The organism is Salsuginibacillus kocurii DSM 18087 (assembly GCF_000377705.1).
Taxonomy (GTDB): domain Bacteria; phylum Bacillota; class Bacilli; order Bacillales; family Marinococcaceae; genus Salsuginibacillus; species Salsuginibacillus kocurii.
On the sequence record NZ_KB898633.1, the window covers coordinates 38,251 to 59,554 of the forward strand.

General features: G+C 46.6%; 26 protein-coding genes. 19 read left to right on the forward strand and 7 right to left on the reverse strand.

Annotation, left to right across the window (positions count from 1 at the left end; all coding sequences use genetic code 11):
- Positions 1-124 precede the first annotated feature (124 nt).
- The 8 genes from D469_RS0116795 to D469_RS0116830 all read left to right on the forward strand — a co-directional run bounded on the left by D469_RS0116795 (position 125) and on the right by D469_RS0116830 (position 8,968).
- Positions 125-1,570: an ABC transporter substrate-binding protein gene (locus tag D469_RS0116795; RefSeq protein WP_018924552.1), complete on the forward strand. Its 1,446-nt coding sequence runs from the start codon at positions 125-127 to the stop codon at positions 1,568-1,570.
- 120 nt (positions 1,571-1,690) lie between these two features.
- Entirely contained in the window at positions 1,691-2,542 is an 852-nt protein-coding gene (locus tag D469_RS0116800) for a branched-chain amino acid ABC transporter permease (RefSeq protein WP_018924553.1), read from the forward strand.
- Positions 2,539-3,513 carry a branched-chain amino acid ABC transporter permease gene (locus tag D469_RS0116805; protein WP_018924554.1) on the forward strand — a complete coding sequence of 325 codons (975 nt, stop codon included), beginning with the start codon at positions 2,539-2,541 and terminating at the stop codon, positions 3,511-3,513. Before D469_RS0116800 ends, D469_RS0116805 begins: the two co-directional genes overlap by 4 nt.
- Entirely contained in the window at positions 3,510-4,319 is an 810-nt protein-coding gene (locus D469_RS0116810; RefSeq protein WP_018924555.1) for an ABC transporter ATP-binding protein, read from the forward strand. The genes D469_RS0116805 and D469_RS0116810 overlap by 4 nt, the downstream gene beginning before the upstream one ends.
- Before the next feature lie 19 nt (positions 4,320-4,338).
- Positions 4,339-5,052 carry an ABC transporter ATP-binding protein gene (locus D469_RS0116815; RefSeq protein WP_018924556.1) on the forward strand — a complete coding sequence of 238 codons (714 nt, stop codon included), beginning with the start codon at positions 4,339-4,341 and terminating at the stop codon, positions 5,050-5,052.
- Positions 5,053-5,441: 389 nt separating this feature from the next.
- The gene (locus D469_RS0116820; protein WP_018924557.1) at positions 5,442-6,605 is read left to right on the forward strand and encodes a PstS family phosphate ABC transporter substrate-binding protein; all 1,164 of its coding nucleotides are present in this window, start codon (positions 5,442-5,444) and stop codon (positions 6,603-6,605) included.
- Positions 6,606-6,641: 36 nt separating this feature from the next.
- The gene (locus D469_RS0116825; RefSeq protein ID WP_018924558.1) at positions 6,642-7,556 is read left to right on the forward strand and encodes a DMT family transporter; all 915 of its coding nucleotides are present in this window, start codon (positions 6,642-6,644) and stop codon (positions 7,554-7,556) included.
- A 236-nt stretch (positions 7,557-7,792) separates the two neighbouring features.
- Positions 7,793-8,968 (forward strand): TraB/GumN family protein, encoded by a 1,176-nt coding sequence (locus D469_RS0116830; RefSeq protein WP_018924559.1) that lies wholly within the window; start codon positions 7,793-7,795, stop codon positions 8,966-8,968.
- 166 nt (positions 8,969-9,134) lie between these two features.
- Here D469_RS0116830 and D469_RS0116835 read toward each other — a convergent pair whose 3' ends face one another.
- Both D469_RS0116835 and D469_RS22195 read right to left on the reverse strand, forming a co-directional pair.
- Positions 9,135-9,338, reverse strand: a complete 204-nt coding sequence (locus D469_RS0116835; protein WP_018924560.1) for a CsbD family protein — start codon at positions 9,336-9,338, stop codon at positions 9,135-9,137.
- Positions 9,339-9,743: 405 nt separating this feature from the next.
- Positions 9,744-9,896, reverse strand: a complete 153-nt coding sequence (locus D469_RS22195) for a hypothetical protein (protein ID WP_018924561.1) — start codon at positions 9,894-9,896, stop codon at positions 9,744-9,746.
- Between the two features lie 121 nt (positions 9,897-10,017).
- Between D469_RS22195 and D469_RS0116845 the strand changes: the two genes are divergently transcribed.
- The 3 genes from D469_RS0116845 to D469_RS0116855 are packed head-to-tail and all read left to right on the forward strand — an operon-like array spanning position 10,018 to position 10,940.
- The gene (locus D469_RS0116845) at positions 10,018-10,221 is read left to right on the forward strand and encodes a hypothetical protein (protein ID WP_018924562.1); all 204 of its coding nucleotides are present in this window, start codon (positions 10,018-10,020) and stop codon (positions 10,219-10,221) included.
- A gap of 40 nt (positions 10,222-10,261) precedes the next feature.
- Positions 10,262-10,549: a spore coat protein gene (locus D469_RS0116850; protein ID WP_018924563.1), complete on the forward strand. Its 288-nt coding sequence runs from the start codon at positions 10,262-10,264 to the stop codon at positions 10,547-10,549.
- Between the two features lie 22 nt (positions 10,550-10,571).
- On the forward strand, positions 10,572-10,940 hold the full coding sequence (locus tag D469_RS0116855; protein WP_018924564.1) for a DUF2512 family protein: 369 nt from the start codon (positions 10,572-10,574) through the stop codon (positions 10,938-10,940).
- Between the two features lie 131 nt (positions 10,941-11,071).
- On the opposite strand, the gene D469_RS0116860 is transcribed toward D469_RS0116855, so the two are convergent.
- Entirely contained in the window at positions 11,072-11,428 is a 357-nt protein-coding gene (locus tag D469_RS0116860) for a DUF2512 family protein (RefSeq protein WP_018924565.1), read from the reverse strand.
- A 257-nt stretch (positions 11,429-11,685) separates the two neighbouring features.
- On the opposite strand from D469_RS0116860, the gene D469_RS0116865 reads away from it, so the two are divergent.
- Positions 11,686-11,892 carry a hypothetical protein gene (locus D469_RS0116865; RefSeq protein ID WP_018924566.1) on the forward strand — a complete coding sequence of 69 codons (207 nt, stop codon included), beginning with the start codon at positions 11,686-11,688 and terminating at the stop codon, positions 11,890-11,892.
- 24 nt (positions 11,893-11,916) lie between these two features.
- Complete coding sequence (locus D469_RS0116870; RefSeq protein WP_018924567.1) at positions 11,917-12,363, forward strand: hypothetical protein; 447 nt, start codon at positions 11,917-11,919, stop codon at positions 12,361-12,363.
- An 84-nt stretch (positions 12,364-12,447) separates the two neighbouring features.
- Here D469_RS0116870 and D469_RS0116875 read toward each other — a convergent pair whose 3' ends face one another.
- Entirely contained in the window at positions 12,448-12,948 is a 501-nt protein-coding gene (locus tag D469_RS0116875) for a GNAT family N-acetyltransferase (RefSeq protein ID WP_018924568.1), read from the reverse strand.
- A 489-nt stretch (positions 12,949-13,437) separates the two neighbouring features.
- Here D469_RS0116875 and D469_RS0116880 point away from each other — a divergent pair, with 489 nt between their 5' ends.
- The 4 genes from D469_RS0116880 to D469_RS0116895 all read left to right on the forward strand — a co-directional run bounded on the left by D469_RS0116880 (position 13,438) and on the right by D469_RS0116895 (position 16,796).
- Positions 13,438-14,151, forward strand: a complete 714-nt coding sequence (locus D469_RS0116880; protein ID WP_018924569.1) for a hypothetical protein — start codon at positions 13,438-13,440, stop codon at positions 14,149-14,151.
- 179 nt (positions 14,152-14,330) lie between these two features.
- Positions 14,331-14,648, forward strand: coding sequence for a DUF3243 family protein (locus D469_RS0116885; protein ID WP_018924570.1), 318 nt, complete (start codon positions 14,331-14,333; stop codon positions 14,646-14,648).
- 360 nt (positions 14,649-15,008) lie between these two features.
- Positions 15,009-15,767 carry a hypothetical protein gene (locus D469_RS0116890; protein WP_018924571.1) on the forward strand — a complete coding sequence of 253 codons (759 nt, stop codon included), beginning with the start codon at positions 15,009-15,011 and terminating at the stop codon, positions 15,765-15,767.
- A 249-nt stretch (positions 15,768-16,016) separates the two neighbouring features.
- On the forward strand, positions 16,017-16,796 hold the full coding sequence (locus D469_RS0116895) for a class I SAM-dependent methyltransferase (RefSeq protein WP_018924572.1): 780 nt from the start codon (positions 16,017-16,019) through the stop codon (positions 16,794-16,796).
- 17 nt (positions 16,797-16,813) lie between these two features.
- On the opposite strand, the gene D469_RS20695 is transcribed toward D469_RS0116895, so the two are convergent.
- Together D469_RS20695 and D469_RS0116905 are read right to left on the reverse strand one after the other, a co-directional pair.
- Positions 16,814-17,176, reverse strand: a complete 363-nt coding sequence (locus D469_RS20695) for a DnaJ family domain-containing protein (protein WP_018924573.1) — start codon at positions 17,174-17,176, stop codon at positions 16,814-16,816.
- 153 nt (positions 17,177-17,329) lie between these two features.
- On the reverse strand, positions 17,330-18,055 hold the full coding sequence (locus D469_RS0116905; protein ID WP_018924574.1) for a hypothetical protein: 726 nt from the start codon (positions 18,053-18,055) through the stop codon (positions 17,330-17,332).
- A gap of 406 nt (positions 18,056-18,461) precedes the next feature.
- Here D469_RS0116905 and D469_RS0116910 point away from each other — a divergent pair, with 406 nt between their 5' ends.
- Both D469_RS0116910 and D469_RS0116915 read left to right on the forward strand, forming a co-directional pair.
- Positions 18,462-18,899 carry a hypothetical protein gene (locus tag D469_RS0116910; RefSeq protein WP_018924575.1) on the forward strand — a complete coding sequence of 146 codons (438 nt, stop codon included), beginning with the start codon at positions 18,462-18,464 and terminating at the stop codon, positions 18,897-18,899.
- Between the two features lie 158 nt (positions 18,900-19,057).
- A complete protein-coding gene (locus D469_RS0116915) occupies positions 19,058-20,197 on the forward strand; it encodes an amidohydrolase (protein WP_018924576.1) in 1,140 nt (379 codons plus the stop codon).
- 98 nt (positions 20,198-20,295) lie between these two features.
- On the opposite strand, the gene D469_RS0116920 is transcribed toward D469_RS0116915, so the two are convergent.
- Complete coding sequence (locus D469_RS0116920) at positions 20,296-21,192, reverse strand: macrolide 2'-phosphotransferase (RefSeq protein WP_018924577.1); 897 nt, start codon at positions 21,190-21,192, stop codon at positions 20,296-20,298.
- Between the last annotated feature and the right edge of the window lie 112 nt (positions 21,193-21,304).

The following is a 21,304-nucleotide window of genomic DNA, read 5'->3' on the forward strand; positions in this document are numbered from 1 at the left end:
AGCAAACGGCGAATGAGACGACTCAGCCCGTTTATTTGGAAGAAACAAGTGCATTTGTTTTCTATATAAGCGTCACCAGTTATCCGGTTGGTCATACCTGCAAGATTAAACTGGGGGGAAGAACATGAATATAAAATGGAAACATGTATCGTTTGCTGTTTTAGGGGCGAGTTTGCTCGCTGTCACAAGCGCCTGTACGGAAGAAATGGAAACAGAACTGGAAGAAGAGATGGATGACGGGGTTACAGAAGACGAAGGAAGTGCCGAATCCGACACCGAAGACGATGCTGACGATGGCGATGAAGCAGAAGAAGCAGGAGCCATTCAAATCGGGGTCGTAGGGCCGATGACAGGTGGCTTTGCGGCGTACGGTGAAAAAGTGGAAAAAGGCGTCGAGCTTGCGTTAAGCGAAGTCGACCACACCTTCAATGGCAATGAAATTACCACGGTAGTAGAAGACTCGCAGGCTGATGCCGAACAGTTGATGACCCGGCTGGATAGCTTGCGGGACAGGAATGAAGTAGACATCGTCATCGGTCCGTCAACCGGGGATGAAGGTGAGGCAGCAGCAAGCTGGGCGCAAAATAATGAAGATACCTTAATTATGCCTGGTTATTCAGCGCCGGAAGACATGACGATGCGCGATGCTTCTGACAACTTACTGCGCGCAGGCTGGACGGGATCGCAGACCATTTTCCATTTTGGTAAATATGTAGCTGAAGAAATGGGACATGAGCGGATCGTCATGGTCGGCCAAGACTATGCCTATCCATGGGACCAGGCTGCCGGGTTTAAACGCGGATTCTTTGAAAACGGCGGAGAAGAAGTACACACCATCTGGCATCCGACCGACACGTTAGAATTCAGCGCTATTATGGGCGAACTCCAGGGCATGGCTGACGAGTATGATGCTGTCCTGTTAAACAGCGGCGGAGCAGATGCAATCGCGTTTTACGAAGCATGGGAACAGTACGGCATGGATGAGTCCTACCCACAAATGCTGGGCGGGACAAATGTAGCTGATATTCCGATCTTAGAAGAGGTGTCGGATAACTTTGAAGGCGTTTATTCTTCCATGCATTACTCCGAGAGCTTGGACCATGAAGAGAACGTAGAATTCAGGGAAAACTACGCGGAGATGCACGGAGAAGAAGCGGATGGCATTGCCTTGCAAGGGTATGACACGATGCGCGTAATCTTGGATGCCCTTGAAGAGACTGACGGAGATACAAGTGACACCGCCGCTTTAAGTGAAGCGATTCGAGACATGGAAGTTGGTGACTCACCGCGCGGGGCGTTCACCTTTGATGAGTATGGCCACGCGGTTCAAGACATCTATATTAAACGAGTAGACTTGGTGGATGGCGAATTGCAAAACGAAGTGGTCGAAACGTATGAAGAGGTCAGCCAGTTCGGTCCTTATGAAGATTATCAAGATGAATATATGGCTCAGCCTGGCAATGAAAGAGACTTCCCGGCCGATACCGCTGAAGAATACTTTGAAGACTTAGAAGAGTATTTTGGCGAGGAGTATATGAACGAGTTAGAAGAAGGTGGAATTTGGGAGTAACGTTGCCAGCACAGCCAGCTGGTTGCAGAAACGTAAGGTGAGGAGCCGGTTATCTGTGGAGGAGGAGCCGCAAAAGGCTCCTTCTTTCCAGAACCTTCCTTGCTTCATAGGGGGGATCACATGCTAATTACGATAGTCAACGGGCTGACGATGGCTTCATTGCTGTTTATTATAGCTGTTGGTTTAAACCTCTCATTCGCATTATTAAGGGTTGCTAACCTGGCGCACGGTGCTTTTTATCTGTTCGGCGGTTATGTTGGTTTAAGCACGATGAACTATACCGACAGCTGGATTTTGGCAATCCTTGTGGGAGGGTTGGTTACAGGGGTTTTAGCATTTTTGCTTGAATTTTTCTTATTAAGAAAAGTGCGCGGCGACAATTTGCGGGAAACGTTAGTTACGTTATCCGTCGCTTTTATATTAGCTGATCTTATGATTGTCATCTGGGGAGGCAACCCGCGTTCGATTGCTTATCCAGAAATGCTGCAAGGCCCAGTCCATCTGGGAGGAATTGTCGTTCCGAAACTGAGTGTTTTCATTTTTATCTTTGCAGTCGTCATCGGCGTCCTGCTTTGGCTGCTATTAAATAAAACAAAGATCGGCATGGTGATACGAGCCGGCGTTGATGATTTTGAAATGGTCTCGGCGCTGGGCACGAATATCCGCTTTGTTTTCACCGCCATGTTTGTGGTGGCTGGCTTTTTGGCAGGGATTGTCGGAGTGATCGGCGGCTCGCATTTAATGATGTCCCCAGGTGATGACTGGCGGATTCTTACCTATGCCTTGTTAATCATTATTTTAGGAGGCATGGGCAGCTTTGGCGGATCGGTCATAGCCGCTCTTATTATGGGCTTTATTTATAGCTTCGGAAGTCTCTACTTCCCTGAATTTCAATTGTTTCTCATGTTTGCCCCTGTCGCATTAGTACTTATCTTCAGGCCAAAAGGGCTGTTCGGGAGGGGATTAGCATGAATCAAGCCGTCAAATGGGTGTTCTATCTTATTGTGTTGCTCTTTTTAGCAGCCATTCCATTTTTGATGAGCGATTTCTTTACCACCATGACAACAAGAGTGATGTACTTTTCTCTAATGGCGATAAGCTTTGCTTTTCTAGCTGGGCAGGTTGGATTAATTTCGCTGGCTGTGCCCGCATTTTTAGGAGTGGCAGGCTATACCATAGCCATTCTGGAAACGCGTGAGATCTTGTTTTTCCCATACTCGGCTATCGCGGCTCTTGGCATGGTGCTAGTGGCAGCAGCCATTTTCGGAATTTTCGTAAACAGATCACAAGGCATCTATTTTTTGATGCTTACCCTTATACTCGGCCAAATTGTCTGGGCGGTCGCCTTGCAGTGGGCATCCGTGACAAACGGCTCGAATGGATTGATTGGCATTACCAGGCCCGAGGTGATGCAATTTACGGTCGCAGGCCAAGAAGTCGGGTTCTACTACATTCTCTTGCTTACCGTTTTGTTAGTGACATTCGGGGTGCTTGCGCTTACGCGGTCTTCATTTGGAATGAAACTAAAAGGCATACGTGAAAGCGAATCGCGCATGATCATGCTCGGCTATCCGGTCATGCGGATGAAGTGGATCGCTTTTATGATTTCTGCCTTTATTGCCGGTCTCTCTGGCATCTTTCTCGTCTACTATATCGGCGTTATGCACCCGAGCGCTATTGACTTGGATTCAGCGGCGATGGTGTTAATTGCGGTGATTTTCGGTGGCATTTACAGCATTGTCGGAGCCATAATCGGCATGGGCATTGTGCAGACATTTGAAATCTTTTTAAGCGCTTTCACCTCGCGTTATATGATCATTATCGCTTTAATGTTCTTGTTTGTCGTGATGTACGCCCCTAAAGGCATTATGGGCTCGATTTACAAAATCAAGTTCATGGATGCGCTTTATCAGAAATGGTATACGGGGAGGAAGAAACGATGAGTAATTCTATAAAAACAGAAGCAAATACGTCAGGCGCCACAACGAACGAGACCCCGGCCCTGGTCGTTAAAAATGTATCCAAGTCCTTCGGCGGCGTAAAGGCCATTGATGACGTTTCTTTAACAGTGGATACCGGTCGAAGCCGGGTGTTAATTGGCCCAAACGGCGCGGGGAAATCGACGTTGTTTAACTTGATCACCGGAGAGATTTCTCTCGATGAAGGCGAAGTCCATATTTTTGGGGAAGACGTAACCAATGCACCGGTACAAAAACGCAGTCAGCTTGGCCTGGCGCGGATGTATCAAATCTCTAATTTGTTTCACGAATTAACGGTGGAAGAAAATTTGTATTTGGCCCTGCAAGGCAGCGAATGGGAAGTGAAGCACCTCTTTTCCTTCTTCGTACCGTGGTTTAAAAACAAGAAGCGGCTAAACCGCATCCGGACAGTCGCAGAAAGTGTGGCGCTGGAAAAGAAGCTGGATACGCTTGTCAGCAATTTATCGCACGGTGAACAGCGCCAGCTCGAACTGGGCATGGCCTTGGCACCTGATCCGAAAATCATCTTGTTTGATGAGCCGATGGCAGGGCTGTCACCGACAGAGCGCGTCTTCATGAAAAAATTGATTGCTCGCCTGGCCTCGGAAAAAATCATTCTGGCGATCGAACACGATATGGATTTTGCCTTGAGCCTCACCAATGACGTTACTGTCTTGCATCAAGGCGCTTCAATTGCCGAAGGAACCCCCGCAGAAATCAAACAGAATGAAGACGTGCGCACGATTTATAAATTGCAAAACGCAGAATGAAAGAGAGAGGAGGTAGCCGATGACACACCCACTGCTGTCGGTTGACAATTTGAATGCGTATTATGGCAAAGCTCACATTCTTCAAGACGTATCTTTTAACGTAAATGAATTGGAACGAGTCGCCATCCTCGGTAGAAACGGTATGGGAAAGTCCACCTTGTTAAAATCCATTCTCGGACTGGAAAAAATCCGCCGGGAAGGTGACATTCAATTTGACGGGCAACGTACCACCGCTAACGAAACGTTTCAAACCGCGAATTTAGGCATTGCCTACGTGCCACAAGGGTGGCAGCTGTTTCCTTCTTTATCTGTCGATGAGCACTTAGAAATGGCCTACACCCCCAGTTCCGGCGAGTTTGAATGGACGCCTGATTCGGTGTATGAACTGTTTCCAGAGATTGAAGCAAGACGGAAGGTGGGCGGCACCAAATTAAGCGGAGGCGAACAGCAAATGCTCGCGATCGGACGCGCGCTCGTCCGCAATCCACGCCTTATTTTAATGGATGAACCGTCCGAAGGAATCTCGACATTTGTCATTGAGCGGGTGGTAGAAGTCTGCCAGCAAATGGCCGAGCGCAACATCTCTTTGTTGCTAGTCGAACAAAACCTGGACCTCGCCTTGCGCGCCGCTCAAAAAGTTTACATTCTTGTAAACGGACGCATGGTCTATGAAACCACCGCTGAAGATTTTAAAGCGGATAAAGAAAGCCAGAACCACTACCTTGGCGTGTGAAAGAAGGGCCGGCCGCTGACAGCTAACGCGGCGTTCTCCGTGGTGAAAAACCGCAGCTCAGCCGGGTGGCACACGTGCCGCAGCTTGATTGAGTTTTCATAACGGACATCAGATCCGTAATTTAAGAAAAAAGCCACGGCTGGATGCCGTTTTGGAGCGAATAGCTGAACCAGGGTCTATTAATTAAAGAATGTTAGGAGAAATCAGTCGCGAAAGGATGTGCGGCTGATTTTTTCATTAAAAAGAGCGAACCGCTGGCCGCGATGATGCCGTAGATACCACAAAGCTTATATTTTCACATTGCAAACCGGGACAGGAGCCTGTCTTTCATGAAAAATATGGCATGTATGATACAATTTCATTAAAGTCGGGTCGAAAGGGGGAAGAGCATGCGCTGGATCCATTATTCTTTCTTATCGCTAATTATTGCTATGTTTCTTGGTTTCGTGGGGGCAACCTTGTTCATTTATCACCAGTTTACGCAGACGCTTCTGTGGGGAAACCAGATCATTATTGGTGGGACAATCGGTTTAATCGTCATAAGCATAGCAGCTCTTTCTCTATGGAGGCGCCGCTGGTTCAAAGGAGGAAGTCTAGCTTTTGCTGGGCTGCTTGTGGGAGTGGTGGCTGCAGATTTTGGCTATCAAGCTCACCTGGAAAACTTGGAGATTGCGAGTTCGCAGGACATAGAGATTCAGGACTACCGACCGTTCACGGATGGTAATAAGGTCGTTCGACTCGAAGAAGAGCCAGAGCTTCAACTGGAGGAAGCAGCCTGGAAAATGGACGGCGCGACCGCTTTGTATCCTGTTTATGCTGCTTTCGTTGAGCACATTTACCCTGAAGCTACATATCCATCCCGCGAAGGGGAAGTGCAAGTCAACCAAACGGATGAAGCCTTCAATCGTTTACTTCGTCAGGAGGCGGATCTTGTTTTTATGGCTGAACCTTCAGAAAAACAAAAAAGACAAGCTGAAGAAAAGGGTGCGCGCCTTGAGATGACTCCGATCGGCCGTGAAGGGTTTGTTTTCTTTGTCAATGAGTCAAACCCGGTCGAGGCTGTTAGATTGGAAGACATTCAAGCGATTTATAGCGGAAACATAGAAAATTGGAAAGAATTAGGCGGAAGAGATGCAGGCATTCAAGCCTTTCAACGCCCGGAAGGAAGCGGCAGTCAAAGCGCCCTGCAGCGGCTTATGGAAGGTCGGGAACTGGCTGAGCCGCCTGTGGAAGAAGTCGTGAGCGGTATGGGCGGTATAATTGAAGAAACGGCAGATTACCGGAACCACCGGCATGCGCTCGGCTTTACATTCCGTTACTTTTCAGACGAGATGGTAGCACATGAAGATGCGCGCCACTTAGCTATTGACGGTGTTGCTCCGACAAAAGAAGCAATCCAGGCGGGGGATTATCCTCTAACGGATCAATTTTATGCGATTACTACAGAAGAAAATAAGGATAAAGTCGCGCCATTTATTGATTGGGTTCAGTCGGAGCAAGGACAGCGGATTATAGAAAAAACGGGTTACGTTCCGCTTGAAGAAGAGAGCTGAGCCATTAGGAGGAAAAAGAAGAAAGGACGTATTTATATGAAGGGACGGCCTTCTCCCTGGATGATTGCCATCTTGGTGTTATTTTTAACGTTTACGTGGGGGCTTTCCTATCCTGTTATGAAAATAGGAATAGAAGATTTAGACCCATTTAGTTTTTCGTTTTTTCGGTTTTTAGTAGGTTCGGTGTGCCTGTTTCTCATGGTGAGGTTGTGGCAGGGAAGCTGGGTACCTGAGCGTATTCCGTTCGGTCGTTTACTTGTGCTGGGAATCCTTCAGACGCTGAGCGTGTTTGGGCTGATGGCTCTGGGCATTCAATTTATTGACTCCAGCATCACCTCGATTCTGATCTATACGATGCCGGTCTGGACGGTTATCCTCGCTGTCCTGTTTTTAAATGAGCCTTTTACCAAACGGCTTGCCGGCGGTTTGACCTTCGTCTTGCTGGGTCTTGGCTTCATGATCGTGCCTGATATGGTTGCTTCGTTTGAAATGGCTGCATTGCTCGGTGTTACGCTCGTTACACTGGCTGCGGTCATTTGGGCGGTGGCAAATATTTTTTACAGGATGAAGCTGAATATGTATAACAGCATGTTCGTTTCGGCGATGCAGATGGGCATTGGCACAGTTGGTTTAGGAGGAGCGGCCTTTTTATTCGAAGCCCCTCTTAATACCACGTGGACGCTAGAAGCCGCGGGAACTGTTGTGTTTACCGGCTTTGTCGCCTCCAGTCTTTGTTTTGCCATCTGGTATTATTTGCTTCAAGTCGTACGCACGTCTACCACCGTGGTTTCATCCTTGCTTGTGCCCGTTTTCGGCGTAAGCTTGGGAGCGTTAATCCTCGGAGAAGCAATCACGATGTATTTGCTGGCTGGCATGGCCTGTGTGCTGCTTGGTATTGCGGTGGTGCAGCTGCCCCGGTCTGCGTGGAAAAGAATGTTGCGGCGTACTTAAATCAATAGATCGGTTCCTGAAAATAAGGGGAATGTTATGTAAACGGGCACGAATGTTATGTATTTTGATAACTAGCTGTATCGTTGCCCCGAAAAATGATCGTTTTCCGTCACACCTTCTCATATTTACAAATCCTGATCTCTTCGTCATACTATAAAAGATCACGTTTAAAATAGGCGTCAAAAAGCTGGGAGAAGATGGCTTAACTATATAGTTTTCGTAAAGGTTGGTCGCAGATGAGCGAAGAGAATCAGAACATTACTAGGTTAACTATAAATGGAAAAGAACTCGTCCTTATTGGGACGGCGCATGTTTCAAAAAAGAGTGCGGACGAAGTGAAAGAAGTCATTAAAGCGGAAAATCCGGATTCGGTATGTGTGGAACTTGATGAACAGCGTTATCAATCGATTGTAAACCACGATAAATGGAAAGATATGGACATCTTTAAGGTGATTAAAGAGCGGAAGGCGACGCTTCTGCTTATGAACCTGGCTATTTCTTCTTTTCAAAAGCGGACGGCCAAGCAGTTTGGCATTAATGCGGGTCAGGAAATGATGCAGGGGATTGAGTCTGCAGAAGAAATTGACGCGGAACTTGTGTTAGCGGACCGCAACATTCAAGTGACGTTTTCCCGTATTTGGCACCAGGTCGGTTTCTGGGGAAAGATGAAGCTGTTGATGGCGATTGTCGCGGGTATTTTCAACAAAGAGAAAATCACGGAAGAAGAATTGGAAAAAATGAAAGAACAGGATATGCTGAATTCGATGCTTGATGAGTTTACCCAGCATTTCCCGCGTTTAAAAAAGCCGCTCATTGATGAGCGCGATCAATACTTATCGCAAAAGATTAAAGATGCGCCTGGCGATAAAGTGGTAGCGGTGCTGGGCGCAGCGCACGTACCGGGGATTAAAGAGGAAATTCACAAGGAACAGGACTTGGAACAATTAACAAAAGTGAAAAAATCGAAGGCGCCGAAGATTATCGCCTGGGCGATTCCGATTTTTATCCTCGCTATTATTGCGTACACGTTCATGTCCAACCCGTCCGTGGGTATGCAGCAAATGATGAGTTGGCTGCTTTGGAATGGTTCGTTCTCGGCGCTCGGGACAGCGATCGCGTTAGGGCATCCGCTCGCGGTGCTTACGGCCTTTATTGCTGCTCCGCTTACGTCGCTCAATCCACTCGTTGCGGCGGGCTGGTTTGCCGGTCTGGTGCAGGCGTATTTCCGCAGGCCGAGCGTGGAGGATTTTGAGTCGCTTTCTGACGATGTAACGAGCGCGAAAGGTTTCTGGCAGAATAAAGTCACCCGCATCTTACTCATCGTTGTGCTCGCTAATCTCGGTAGCACACTCGGCACGATGATTGGCGGTGCGGATGTTGTGCGCCTCTTTATTGAAAACTTGCAAGGATAAATGACTATAAAAAGGAGCTGCCGGCTGGCAGTTCCTTTTTTTCACCGTAAGAATGGGTATACGCGCAATAAGGCTCAGCCTACGCCGTAGGCTTGGTTTCGCCACGTGTTCTTTAACGAATATCACGCTTTTGCGGAAACGTCTGTGTCCCATGCGCCGCCCAACATTATAGATTGGTATCCATTAACCAGGCATCTATTTCTTTTTCGGCTTCCGCACGGGACAGATGATATCGCTCTTCCAGTTTGGCAATGAGCTTTTCACGGTCGCCTTCAATCTGCTGCAAATCATCATCTGTTAATTTCCCCCACTTTTTTTGCGCTTCACCAGTGACGAGGTCCCATTTGCTTCTTAGGTCAGCAAAATCCAAACATAAAACCTCCTTTTTTAATAACGATCTGAATCAATTTCATCATGACGTTTTATGAGTAATAAAACGAATGTTAGCTATTTATTTTTTATTTACTATATGGCATTCCAAAAGTGACTGAAACGTATGACGACGGCTCCCAGAGGATAACACGCAGGCTGAAGATCCACTTTTTCGATGGGTTTTACCCATCGAAAAAGGTAGCTGAAGACAAGCCCTCGGGAAAGCGTCGTCTGAAGTGAAGGTCACTCATTATTCGGAGTTTAACACCTTATTTTGAATGATGAAATTGATTCATCTACAGAGACAATTACCGTTTGCAGCTAGAAAAAAACATGCATGTAAAAAGGAGCTGGCCATTATAGGTCAGCTCCTTGCTTTGTCACCATACTTTCTACTCGTTCGTTATTCGGAGGGACGATTCGGTCCTTCGAGTTTTTTATCTCCGTAGCCGGGGCGTTTATCTTCATTTTTTTCTACACGTGCGTGGTTTTCTTTCTCTGTATTGTATTTGTTGTCTCCTTTATGAGGCATTCCGCTCACTCCTTTATGAGGCATTCCGCTCACTCCTTTTCGAAAGTACCCGTAGTTTGCCACAGTGTGCTCAACTCATACATGGATAAAAGTGAAGCTGTGAACCATACTACGAACAAAAGGTACAGTGAAGGTGGTGAGATGAGTGAGTGAGCTCACAACTAGAGAATTATCGTTCATTGAGGATGAAATTCGGGCTGAAGCACTTTGTGCAAAAACCATGAACTGGTGCGCGTCCGGCTGTGATGATCCTGACCTCCGCGCTACATTGGAAGAACTGGCCGAAAAACATCAACATCTTGTAAAAGACCTTTCTCAATATTTTAACCAGGCTGGTGACTTGCATTAAAACGAAAAGCAGATGATATGAACCAAAAGGAGGGTGTCGTGTGCCAAATAATATGGACCAACGCGCATTGACGGACCGTGAACGACTACAATTATGTTTAGAACTAGAAAAAGGGCGCCTCCGTAGTGTGAGCAACACCCTGCTGGAGTGCAGCCATGATGAATTGCGCGACGTCTATCGCAGCTGCCTTGATACAACGATTGAAAATCAGCGCAAGCTGTTTGATACGTTGCAAACGAATGACTGGTACCGGGTGCGCAAGGCAGAACAAGCAGAGCTTGAAGACGTACAGGAAATGATGCAGCACAATCTGCGTCCGAGCACGTAATTAAAAAATAAAGGAGTCCGGTATGAGGCATATCATAGCGATTGTGACAAAACTCGTTATTTTTACTATCCTGCTATTTATAATTTTAGATCTCTTTTTTGGTCTAACGCTTGGTCAAGTGTTTACGTTAGCCGTCATTATGACTGCGATCACGTATCCAATCGGAGATTTATGGCTGCTAAGGAAATGGGGAAATTCCATGACGGTGTTAACTGAATTTTGTATCATTGTCAGCTTTATTTGGTTAATTGCCGGGATTTTCTTCGTGCCCTATGCCTTATTGGATACGCTTGTGCCGCTTGGCTATGCTTCCATTATTGCGGCGATCCTTTTGTCGGTGGCGGAAGCCTTTTATCATCCGTACGTGGAGAGGCACATCTTTAATGAATAACAGCTGCTAAATTCTTCCCCTTAGACGCGGGGCGAAGGCTGCCTAAACATAAAGCAAGCCCTGGTCCGATAGACGAGGGCTTATGCTTGTGTGTATAACTTGGTATTTTTTAAAAGGAAAGGTGTTGGTTGTTAGGCTGGGGCGTTTTGGGCTTTGCCGCTGGTGAGCAGGTGGCGGTGGATGAAGATTTCTATGATGGTTAAGATGATGCTTATTAGGACGGCGCCAAAGAAAGTAACGCGGGCGTCTGGTAGTAAATTGGAGACCAAGTAGATGAAAAGGACACTGGCGCCGAAGTCAATGGCAATGCTGAGCCAGAAGCGGCCTTTTTTTAAAATGAAGTATTCCATAATAACACCGACGACAGCCAGCGCGACACCGAGTATGAGGGGTTCCCAGAACCATGGGTAGTCGACGTTTGGAAGGAGCAGCATAGAGAGGACGAGGACACATGGTATGATCAAGAGTTTAAGGACGAAACTAGTCATGGGTGATTCCTCCTTTGCACGGTTGTTGTTACTTTGCGCGAAATGAAGGAAGATTATGCAGGGCAGGGGGATCGGTTTACAAATTTAGGATGTCGGGAAGGTGAGAAATAGGTCGAAATTCCCTTCAAATTTCGGTATTCGTAGTTGAAAATAATGGAAGGGTAAGACTTTTTTTGCTAAGAGTGAATCACAGGCTGACAGCTCTTCGTACATAGTGGTAACGACAAAGGATAAGTAGTGGAGAACGGGGGATTACGGTGCCGCAGTGGGTAAAGATTATGTTGTTTACTACGGTTTTCTTTCCGGTGGTAATTGTTGGGGCCCATCTTATTTTTCGCTTTTTCATTGGTGAACCAATTGATGGGGCTTATTTCATTTCCTTATGGTTGGGCCTTGTCTTTGCAGGTCTTTTGGTTGGCGGGTTTATTAGCATGGTGAAGAGATCTCATGCAAAGTATGAGTGAAAAAATGACTAGAAGGTGTTAACTGTGAAAAGGACAGGGCTTTTTTACATCGTGTTAGTTGTTGTGATGGGATGGGTGGCAGCATGTGGCGAGGAAGAAGCTACATATCCTTCTGAAAGAATAGCTGTGAACGAATTAAAAGCAGAAAACGAGCTGGACCAAGAGCAGATTGTAGACCGTATTAGTGTGCGGCAACACACACTCATTATTGCAGATCACAATGGGGTCACTGCTTATGTTATCGAACAAAAGAGCAGCGAAGACTTCACCTGGCACCAGCCTGCCGAGACAGTTGAAAGTGAGGACGTAGAGAGAGGTAATGACCATGTTGAAGAACTTCGGGTCGCAGAGGACATTAGGTTAGAGTTTACGGTCGGGGAACTTAGCAATCATCATACGGATGAACCGGTGCCTGGTTTCTGTGGCGAGGTTGAAACACAGGAGATGTATTATTGTGTAAAAGATGCATAAAGAAGATGGTGCTCTTGTGTTGGCAAAACAGCTATAAATTCTCCAGCTAGCTTCTTTCAGCAGCTAGTTGGAGGTTTGCTTTCGTTAGATTCCGACTCGGTCGCTTCTGCGCTCGAAAAGGATGACATCCCGCCATCTACCGTGCATCTTGCCAATACGCTCGCGTCTGCCGACTTCTCTAAATCCGTGGTTTATATGAAGCTGGATACTGGCTTTGTTTTCTGGAAAGATGCCTGCTTGCAGGGTCCAGAAGCCATGATCCTCACTGCTTTCTATTAAAGTCCCAAGCAGCATGCTTCCAATGCCTTGGCCTGTGCTTTCTGCGCTTACATAAATACTCACTTCAGCCACACCTGCGTAAACCTCTCTTGTGGAGACGGGGCTTAAAGCGACCCAGCCGCTGATACGACCTCGGTGGCGAGCGACGAAGCGACAGGCATCAAGATGACTTCGATCCCACTCCTCCCATGACGGCACGTCCTGGGCAAATGTTGCCTCCCCCGTATCAATCCCTTCTTGATAGATCTCACGTACACGTGGCCAATCTGTTTGTGTCAGTTTAGATATGGTTGGAGCTTCCGTCATTCGTATCCTCCGTTCTTCTCTTCCTACGATTCAATGTGAGCGGCGCGAACCGAATGTGGCCTCGCTCCGAGTTAGTGTGGAGTGACGTCTCTTCCTTGTGGCGTTACTCCTCTCGAGTGCGGGGTCACCCCTTCTCGTTGCGCAGGGACTCCTCCCGCTTGCGCACTCGCTCGCCCCCTTTTAGTATATCGGCGGCGTTTTTTCACGTATAATTTTGTTAATTTCAGGTCTCCTCTAAGCTCATTATTACATATTTTTTGATTTGAGAGCGGTTTACTTCTGCTTCTAGCGGGGAATTTGTATACAAAAATAGTTCTCATTCGAGATCGTTTTATATGAATAGAACAGAAACAGTCCTAAAGATTTTATGTTAAAAGTATATGAAGGAGCCAAACATGAGCGCGCGTGTGCTTGAGTGCGAACGGTGTCTATCACGTTGATTCATTATTGTGATAGAGGGGTCGTGGTGCACAGTAAAAGGAGGGCGTTATGAAACATAGTATGGTTGCACTTCTTTCTATTGTCAGCTTAAGTGTGTTGGTGGCCTGCGGACAAGGAAGCAGCGGCCAGGAGTTGGAGGAGGAGGTCATTACGGATGACCATATTGTGGCCTATTTTGAAGGAATTGAAGACGGGCGGGTTATTCTGGATATTACCGATGCCAGAGCGCAGCATCTAAAAGAACAGGGCGCGGATGTAACCGATTCGATGGTTCATTTGGTGCAGGTGGAAAAGACAGATGAACTGGTAGTAGCAAATAGTGAAGGAGAGGCGATCGAGTGGGACGAGTTAGATCCACATGACCGCATGTATATCGATTACGATCTTAGCACCTACAATACCGGACAGACAACCATTGAATTGGATCATTTGATTTTAGACGACGGGGCCGGTAAGGACGAACTAATCGGCGCTCAACTTCCTGATGATGAGGAAGCTTACCGCATCATTATCGTCCATGACGAAGGACAAGTGCTCGAAGAATCCGTAGAGGAAGAGGACTTCAATGAAGTGTTGGCAGAAACCCCGCTCGAGAGCTATGCTACCGTCCATCAGCAAGACGGACATCGGATGGGGGATTATGTAAACGCGTTAGATATTGAAAAAGAACTCCCAGTTTATCTTATTTTGGACCATGAAGGCGTCACGTACAAAACAGATGAAGCAGAAGAAGCTTTATCTTATTTTGAAGATGAAATGTAACAACGGAGAGAACGTTTTAAAATGGGAGCCTTCCTGCTTATCTGAGGCTCTCCATATATATGTGTATGTACAGACTTTGGAATCATATTTACCTTCCTCTTTAGAAATATCCGCATTTATGTTTCAGTTTTACGATGGGTGGCAATAGATTATCACAATCTTAAAATAGGAGTGATAATGTGACAGACCCAAAACGTGAGGCGGAAAACCAAATCAAAGAGATTCCAGAAGAAAAAAAGGAAGACATCTTACAGAGCTATAATCAATTTCAGGATTACCTGAAGTCAAAAATAGAAAAAGGCGAAGCACTAGGCTTAAACGAACATCAAATTGCTAAAGGTGCCGAACGAGTAGCTGAATATTTAAAGCGACATGAAGAACCGCGCAACACTGAAGAAAAGCTGCTTCAAGAAATGTGGAAAGTCGCTGATGAGGATGAAAAACATGCGATGGGCCACATTCTCGTTAAATTAGCTAAAGAACATGGTGACAGCTAAGGGGATATGAAGCAACGGCGTCAGCGGAAAAACCGCTGACGCTTTTTTACACCGAAAGCATGTAAAAATAGTTGAAGGAAACGGTATACGTGCAACGAAGGCTCAGCCTACGTCGTAGACTTGGCTTGGTCAAGTTTTCTTTACGCGCTTGAAGCAGGAGCTGATCTCTTTGGGCGAGTGATTTGTATTTGCTGTGGAATGATTTGTATGTTGCGGAAAATGATTAGTACCGGCCTCCCCCGACCGGCGCATTTATTCTATCCAGAGAGTAGCATCGAAGGATTCACAAACAAGCTGTATATGTTAGGCTATGAATAAAGCATGTAAGTACAAAGAATGATACATATGGAGTGAACGATATTGAAAAAATTAGGAGTAGCGGCCGCAACGTTAGCCTTGTTCCTCGTACCGAATCAAACAGATGCCTTTGAGATGAATGAAAGCATGAATAATGGGGACGATTCCTTTGGCACCGCTCCATCCTCTTCATTTGAAGACGAGAATACATCTTTTGGCGACAACAGTTCCAACGTTTTTAATCAGGATGAAGAATCTGGAGAAAGCTCGTTTGGAGATAGCAACCGCCAATCGCGTGATGCTTTTTTTAATGGCGGCGACAATCAAGAAGTCGATATTTGGGAAGGTTCCGGTGATGGCGCGTCCGCTGAGAGCTTCGACGGAAATGAACAGGGAACCTTCGGTGTACCTGAGCGTGTTGCCGAGTTGGAAGAAGAAATGGACAGCGGAGCTCCTGCCGGCGAACCAGCGCCTGAAGGGCATGACGAACCAGCTGGAGCTGAGCCTGGCGGAGCATCAGCCACGGAGCAGCAAGAGACCGCTCCCGAAGACGATCTCCTAAATGAAACCGTAGAAGATGGTGATATGTTCGGATCACTTGAGGAAGAACTGATGGAAGGCGGCGACCCTGAAGTGATCGATGCACTTCTCCAGCAATTCATGGGCGGTATGAATGAAGGCATGGATCCCGGCATGGGGAGCGGAAGCGGCGGCTTTGATATGAACCAATCGCTCGATCCCATGCTAAACGCCCCCGCCGGGACGGGTGAGATGAATCAGATGGACCCGGCCATGACCTCGCCGGACGTATCCATGCCGTAAAGGACAATGCAGAGCAGCGATAGCGGGATTTCGTTACGGACATCTAGTCCTTTATTTTAAAAAATCGAGAGGTTTTTAGAACGTAGCGGAAGACATGACCGTCTGCGCTGCCATAAGGATAAACACTCAGCTGTGATCATTGCTCACGGCTGTTTTTTTTTTCGGCAACGGCTCTTGTTCTCCGAAAAAAAGAGTTCCATTTTTTTCTCGTGCAGGGTGTATAATAACAAGAAAGGAAGGGGGAATTCGATGAGTAACGAAGAAGTGAAAAAAGCATTTGGTGCAGCTGCTGATGATTATGTCAAAAGTGAGCTCCACGCCAAAGGAGAGGATTTGCAGGCGCTGCTTGAGGCGATCCAACCAGCAGCAGGCAAGGAGGAGGTACTGGATGTAGCGACCGGCGCAGGTCATGTTGTCCATACGGTTGCCCCTCACGTAAAGCGTGTAACAGCCACAGATATGACCCCGGAAATGCTAGAAACAGCGCAAGCTTTTGTGGCGAGCAAAGGCCATACCAACGTAACTTTCACCGAAGCCGCTGCCGAATCATTACCTTTCGCACTCGAGCAATTTGACCTTGTCATCACGCGCTTAGCCGCTCATCATTTCGCAGCGACGGAAGCTTTTATTAAAGAAGCATGGCGCGTGCTCAAGCCGGGCGGGCGGCTGTACGTGCTTGATAATGTAGCACCGGAAGACGAAGACTTGGACCACTTTTATAATAAAATCGAAAAATGGCGCGATCCCAGCCATAACCGTGCGTTTAAAAAAACAGAGTGGATGCAGCTGATCGAAGCGCACTCCTTTAACGTTGAACAGGTCCGCTCCTTTTCAAAACGATTCACATTTAACGACTGGTGTGACCGCATGAAAGTCCCTGCGGCTGAACAAGAAAAACTTAGTTCCTATATGTTGAGCCAAGACGAACGGTTTCAGCAAGCATTCTCCATTGACCAAGCCTTGGATGGCAGCGTTGAAAGCTTCAGCGGCCAGTCTATTCTGCTTCAAGCCCAAAAACAGCCATCATGAAAACAAGAGGTTGAGCATTACCGCCAATGCTCAACCTTCTGTTTAATCGTATCTTGAGAAACTAATCCTCGCTGCATAGATGGAGACGGGCACATACGATTATAGGTGCGAATGTGCTCGTTAATCACTTCAATATCTGAAGCAACCGCCGCGCCTGCCTCCATTCGTTTCACAACCCTAGCCATCTCCCGGCCGATCTCTTGCTGCACCTCAATCCACGGAGGTGTGTAATTCGCCTGTTTCACAATACCTGACAAAGCATCTTCTTTTAAAAATTTGTCCGAAAGCGGCTTGCCTTTCCCTGGCAAGTCATGTTCATTTCTTTCTTTTTCAAACTGTTGGTAACTGGATTCGAACCTTTTGTTTGTGCGGTCACTCAAGGTTATCCCCACCTCGTAAGATAGTAGCCGTCGTTTGTTTGCTTCTCTCTATATATTTATATTCTCAGTTTTTATTCCGGTCCCTTCCCATTTATGTGAACATCGTGCGAACGGGGATCTTGCCCATGTGGTCTCGACTTTTGCTGACAGCCCTTACCACTCAAAGAAGAATTTAAGTGTCATCACGATAACCGCATAGCCGATCGCTGCCAGTGAAAAAATCGGGAAATGAGCCTGCGCTTCGGAAGGAAGTTCAAATTTCACCACGTTTAAAATCATCGCGCCGGAAATAAACGCAAAGACGATGGATAACGCAAACGGAGTAAGGGTAAGAAACATTCCACAAAGCCAACCAATAATAATGCCACAGGCCAAAATGTAACGACCTAATTTATTATAACGGCGGGCATCTTCACGCCATAAATCATGGGCCACCGCCACAAAATGCATCCCGATCGCAATCACATAAAAGAGAGCCTGCACTCCTTCCACATCAGCAGAAATAACAATATAGGCAATTAATAAATTATAGACAGAAAAGAAAGACACCTGAACCCAAAAAAAAGGGCCGCCCTCTTCATCATCCCGCTGTCTTAAAAAGTAATTGGCCGTGTTTTGTACCGCAAATAAAGATAATAAACCGATCAGACCGAAAAAATAAAGTTCGGATTCCATCGCAAAGCCCTCAGTCTGATCCCCAAAATCGGACTGCTCTTCATGCAAAGCTGGAAGTATATAAACAAACACATAAGACACCGCTACCCCGCCCGAAAACGAAAGCCAACGCAACCGCTGCACCCTCGAAGCAGGGAGAATATGGTTCGTCAATAAATGAATAGCAATAAAAGCTAAACCTGTAATAAACGCATCGAATGTCAAGGGGCTGCCTCCTCAACCTATACTCTCGCTCATTTTCTACTATGTATTTTACAGGGTAGACCGTATAGGCTCAATTAAGACCGTCGATTGAGAAGAAGACAAGAGGTCCTAACCTTGTAACCAGAGCATCTACCGAGCATGATCCTCCATAAAACACAGCAGGAAAACCACCTATGGCAGCTTTCCCTTCCAGCCTATACAACCCCGTCATTTCTACCCTTTTCTATGAGACATTAAACAAGACGGGCGTGAGCGGTTGAATTCGACGAGCAAAGGAAGACACTTGAAAGGAACGGAAGTCTATTGGAAAAAATCATTACCGTGGTGGAAGAAGAAAGAAGACGTATGAGTTAGAGCCGTACAGGCTAAAGGAATAGAAATAGGAAAAGCGCAAGGCGGGTTTAAGATGGAAAGTAATTTATCATGTATAAGCTACCCCATGACGAAGGGGACAAGGCTAGACCCGGACATAGATTTTATTGATGAGAGAAAAAATAATAGACTATATCTTGTTAGTGGCATGGCTATGCCTACTCCTATTTACCAACAGGCTGATTTTTTCGATGAATTAATTGTGATTATTCGCGAAAATGAAATACATTGGACCAATTATGGTGGCCATTATGCTGCTCGTAATGGGATTAAGCATTTAATGTATAAAGCTATGAAATATTCAACTGTTTTAACAATGAACGTTATCAACTATGACCAATCTACAATTAAAGAGAACAGCCCTGCCTTTTCAGATGTTCATACAGATTTATCAGAGCAAACCATCTACACTAAATTTCCTGAAATGGATACTAACAAGGGTGCTAAGGATTATTGTCCCTTTGTTAATTAACCCTTCTCTATAGAGTTGATAAAACCACAACATGATCCCTTGTTCTACGCTCTTGCCCTTCTAAGCCCTTCATTTGCCAAAAGCAACTTTTCCCGTCTCCTAATTTCGAAAATTCTGGTAAACTAGGGATGTTAAGTAGAAGAAGGGAGGGGGCTTGTATGCGGGCTACGAGTATAGAAAATAAGATCTACGCGTGGTTTCATCATTTACATGTGCATCCTGAGCCGAGCTGGAGTGAGTGGGAAACGACGAATTATATTCAGCATGAGCTGGAAGCGGCAGGGATACAGGTGGAGACGTTTGGTGATATACCGGGACTTACAGCTACGATTGGGAGTGGAAGGCCAATTGTTGGGCTGCGAGCGGATATGGATGCTCTGATGCAGGAAGTGGACGGTGTTTATCAGGCTAATCATTCCTGCGGCCATGACGGGCATATGACGATGGTAACGGCTGCGGCCTACCTTCTTAAAGAGTTGGAACCGGACCTTGTGGGAACGGTGAAGCTCATTTATCAGCCGGCTGAAGAAAAAGCGACGGGGGCGCTTGCGCTAGTGGAGAAAGGAGTGGTGGACGAGCTCGATTATTTGTTTGGCCTGCATATGCGTCCGGAAAATGAATTGCCATATGGAAAGGCTTCGGTCTCGATTAGCCACGGTTCGGCGGCGTTTTTTGAAGGGGAGATCAAAGGTCGGGATATTCACGGAGGGAGACCCCATTTGGGTGCGAACGCGATTGAAGTAGGAGCTGAAATTAATCAGCAGCTGGCGGCGGTTCATGTGGATCCGCAAGTTCCACATAGTTTGAAGTTGACCCGCTTCCAAGCCGGGGGAGAGAGTCCGAACATTATACCAGGAAACGCAACCTTTAGCGTCGACCTGCGCAGTCAGGACAATGCGTGGATGGATTATATGCAAAAAGAGCTGAAACGATTGATTGCGTATACGGCAACACGAAACGATATTGAGATCGAGCTAAAACCGGCCGGAATGATTGCTGCCGCTCAAATTAGCGAGGAAGCTGAACAGAAGACACGGGCTGCGATTGAGCGGGTCATGGGGCCGGAGGCGGTAGCACCCAGGCTGGTGACTAGCGGCGGTGATGATTTTCATTTTTATACGATTAAACGGCCGCATTTAAAAGCAGCTATGATCGGACTGGGGGCTAATTTAGCACCTGGCTTGCATGATGCGAATATGACCTTTGAGCGAAAAGCGCTTTTAACAGGAGCTGATCTTCTCGTAGAGACGGTGCTGGCCGCATGTAATCAGGAAGGTCCCGATGCTGATTTACACTGAAGACAGGAAGAGATGAAAGAAGACGATAGACGCTTCATAAAAGGTTACATATACACAAAACGAGTCGTTAAGCGCAGCTTAACGACTCGTTACGTTCCTTAACTTTCATGTGCAAGCATGTGGGCGGCTGCCTCATGCATCTCTTTCAGGCCTGAGACTTGCGCATATTCGGCAACAGTGATGCCGCTTGTTGAGAGGAGTTCAACGATGTGCTCTTCCATGCGGGCCCACGTTTTACCCCCGGCGTTGTCATACGCGTCAATTAACGTTTTCAGTCCTTCTTTACCAAAGAGTAGGTAGTGCGACATGAAATCTACCGACACATCAGCTATCCCTACTTCTGTCCAATCAATTAAGCCGGTCACATAATTGTTCTGGTCAATAAGGATATGACCTGGATGGAGGTCTCCGTGTTTCACCCCGGTATGAGCTGGCCAAAGAGAATCATCAGCCAGCCATGCCTGCCAGCGCTCCCATAACGATTGATTAACCTCGTATTGTTCTTGCACCCGTTCCATTCGTTGTTTCATAGAGGTTCTTATCTCACTGGCACGAAGCATTTCAACCCCGGTATGTTTGAATGCTTGCTGAGGTAATGCGTGTAAGTCTGCTAGAGCTTTACCTAAGGAGTGATAATATTCGGACGGTATATTGCTTTCATCAAAACTCCATACATAGTCTTGTTGTTCCATATCAATGGTAGCGGCAGGAACTCCACTTAGCTGTTTATAGGCAATGAAGTCTTCTGCGAAGATAGACCAGTCGGGAGCTTGGAAGCTAGCATAGTTATTAATGATATCTAATGCTTTTTTCTCTGGCCGGGCATGTCTCATCGATTCTGGTCTGCGTGAAATCCTCAGCAGCCATTTCTCACCGTTTCGGTCTTTAGCATGTGCGACTAGAAAGTCAACACCAGACTCATTGATTGTTATCGTATCTTCTAGAATATCTAGTCCGTTACTAGTTGCTACTTGTTTTACTTTACGTGTATTCATGTTTAGTTCCTCCTACTGATCATTTTAGGGTGATCTTCTAAGGCGAAAAAGCCGGTTTTCATCTTAATCAATAAGGGATGTAACCATAAATACCCACAGACCGGCTGCTGTC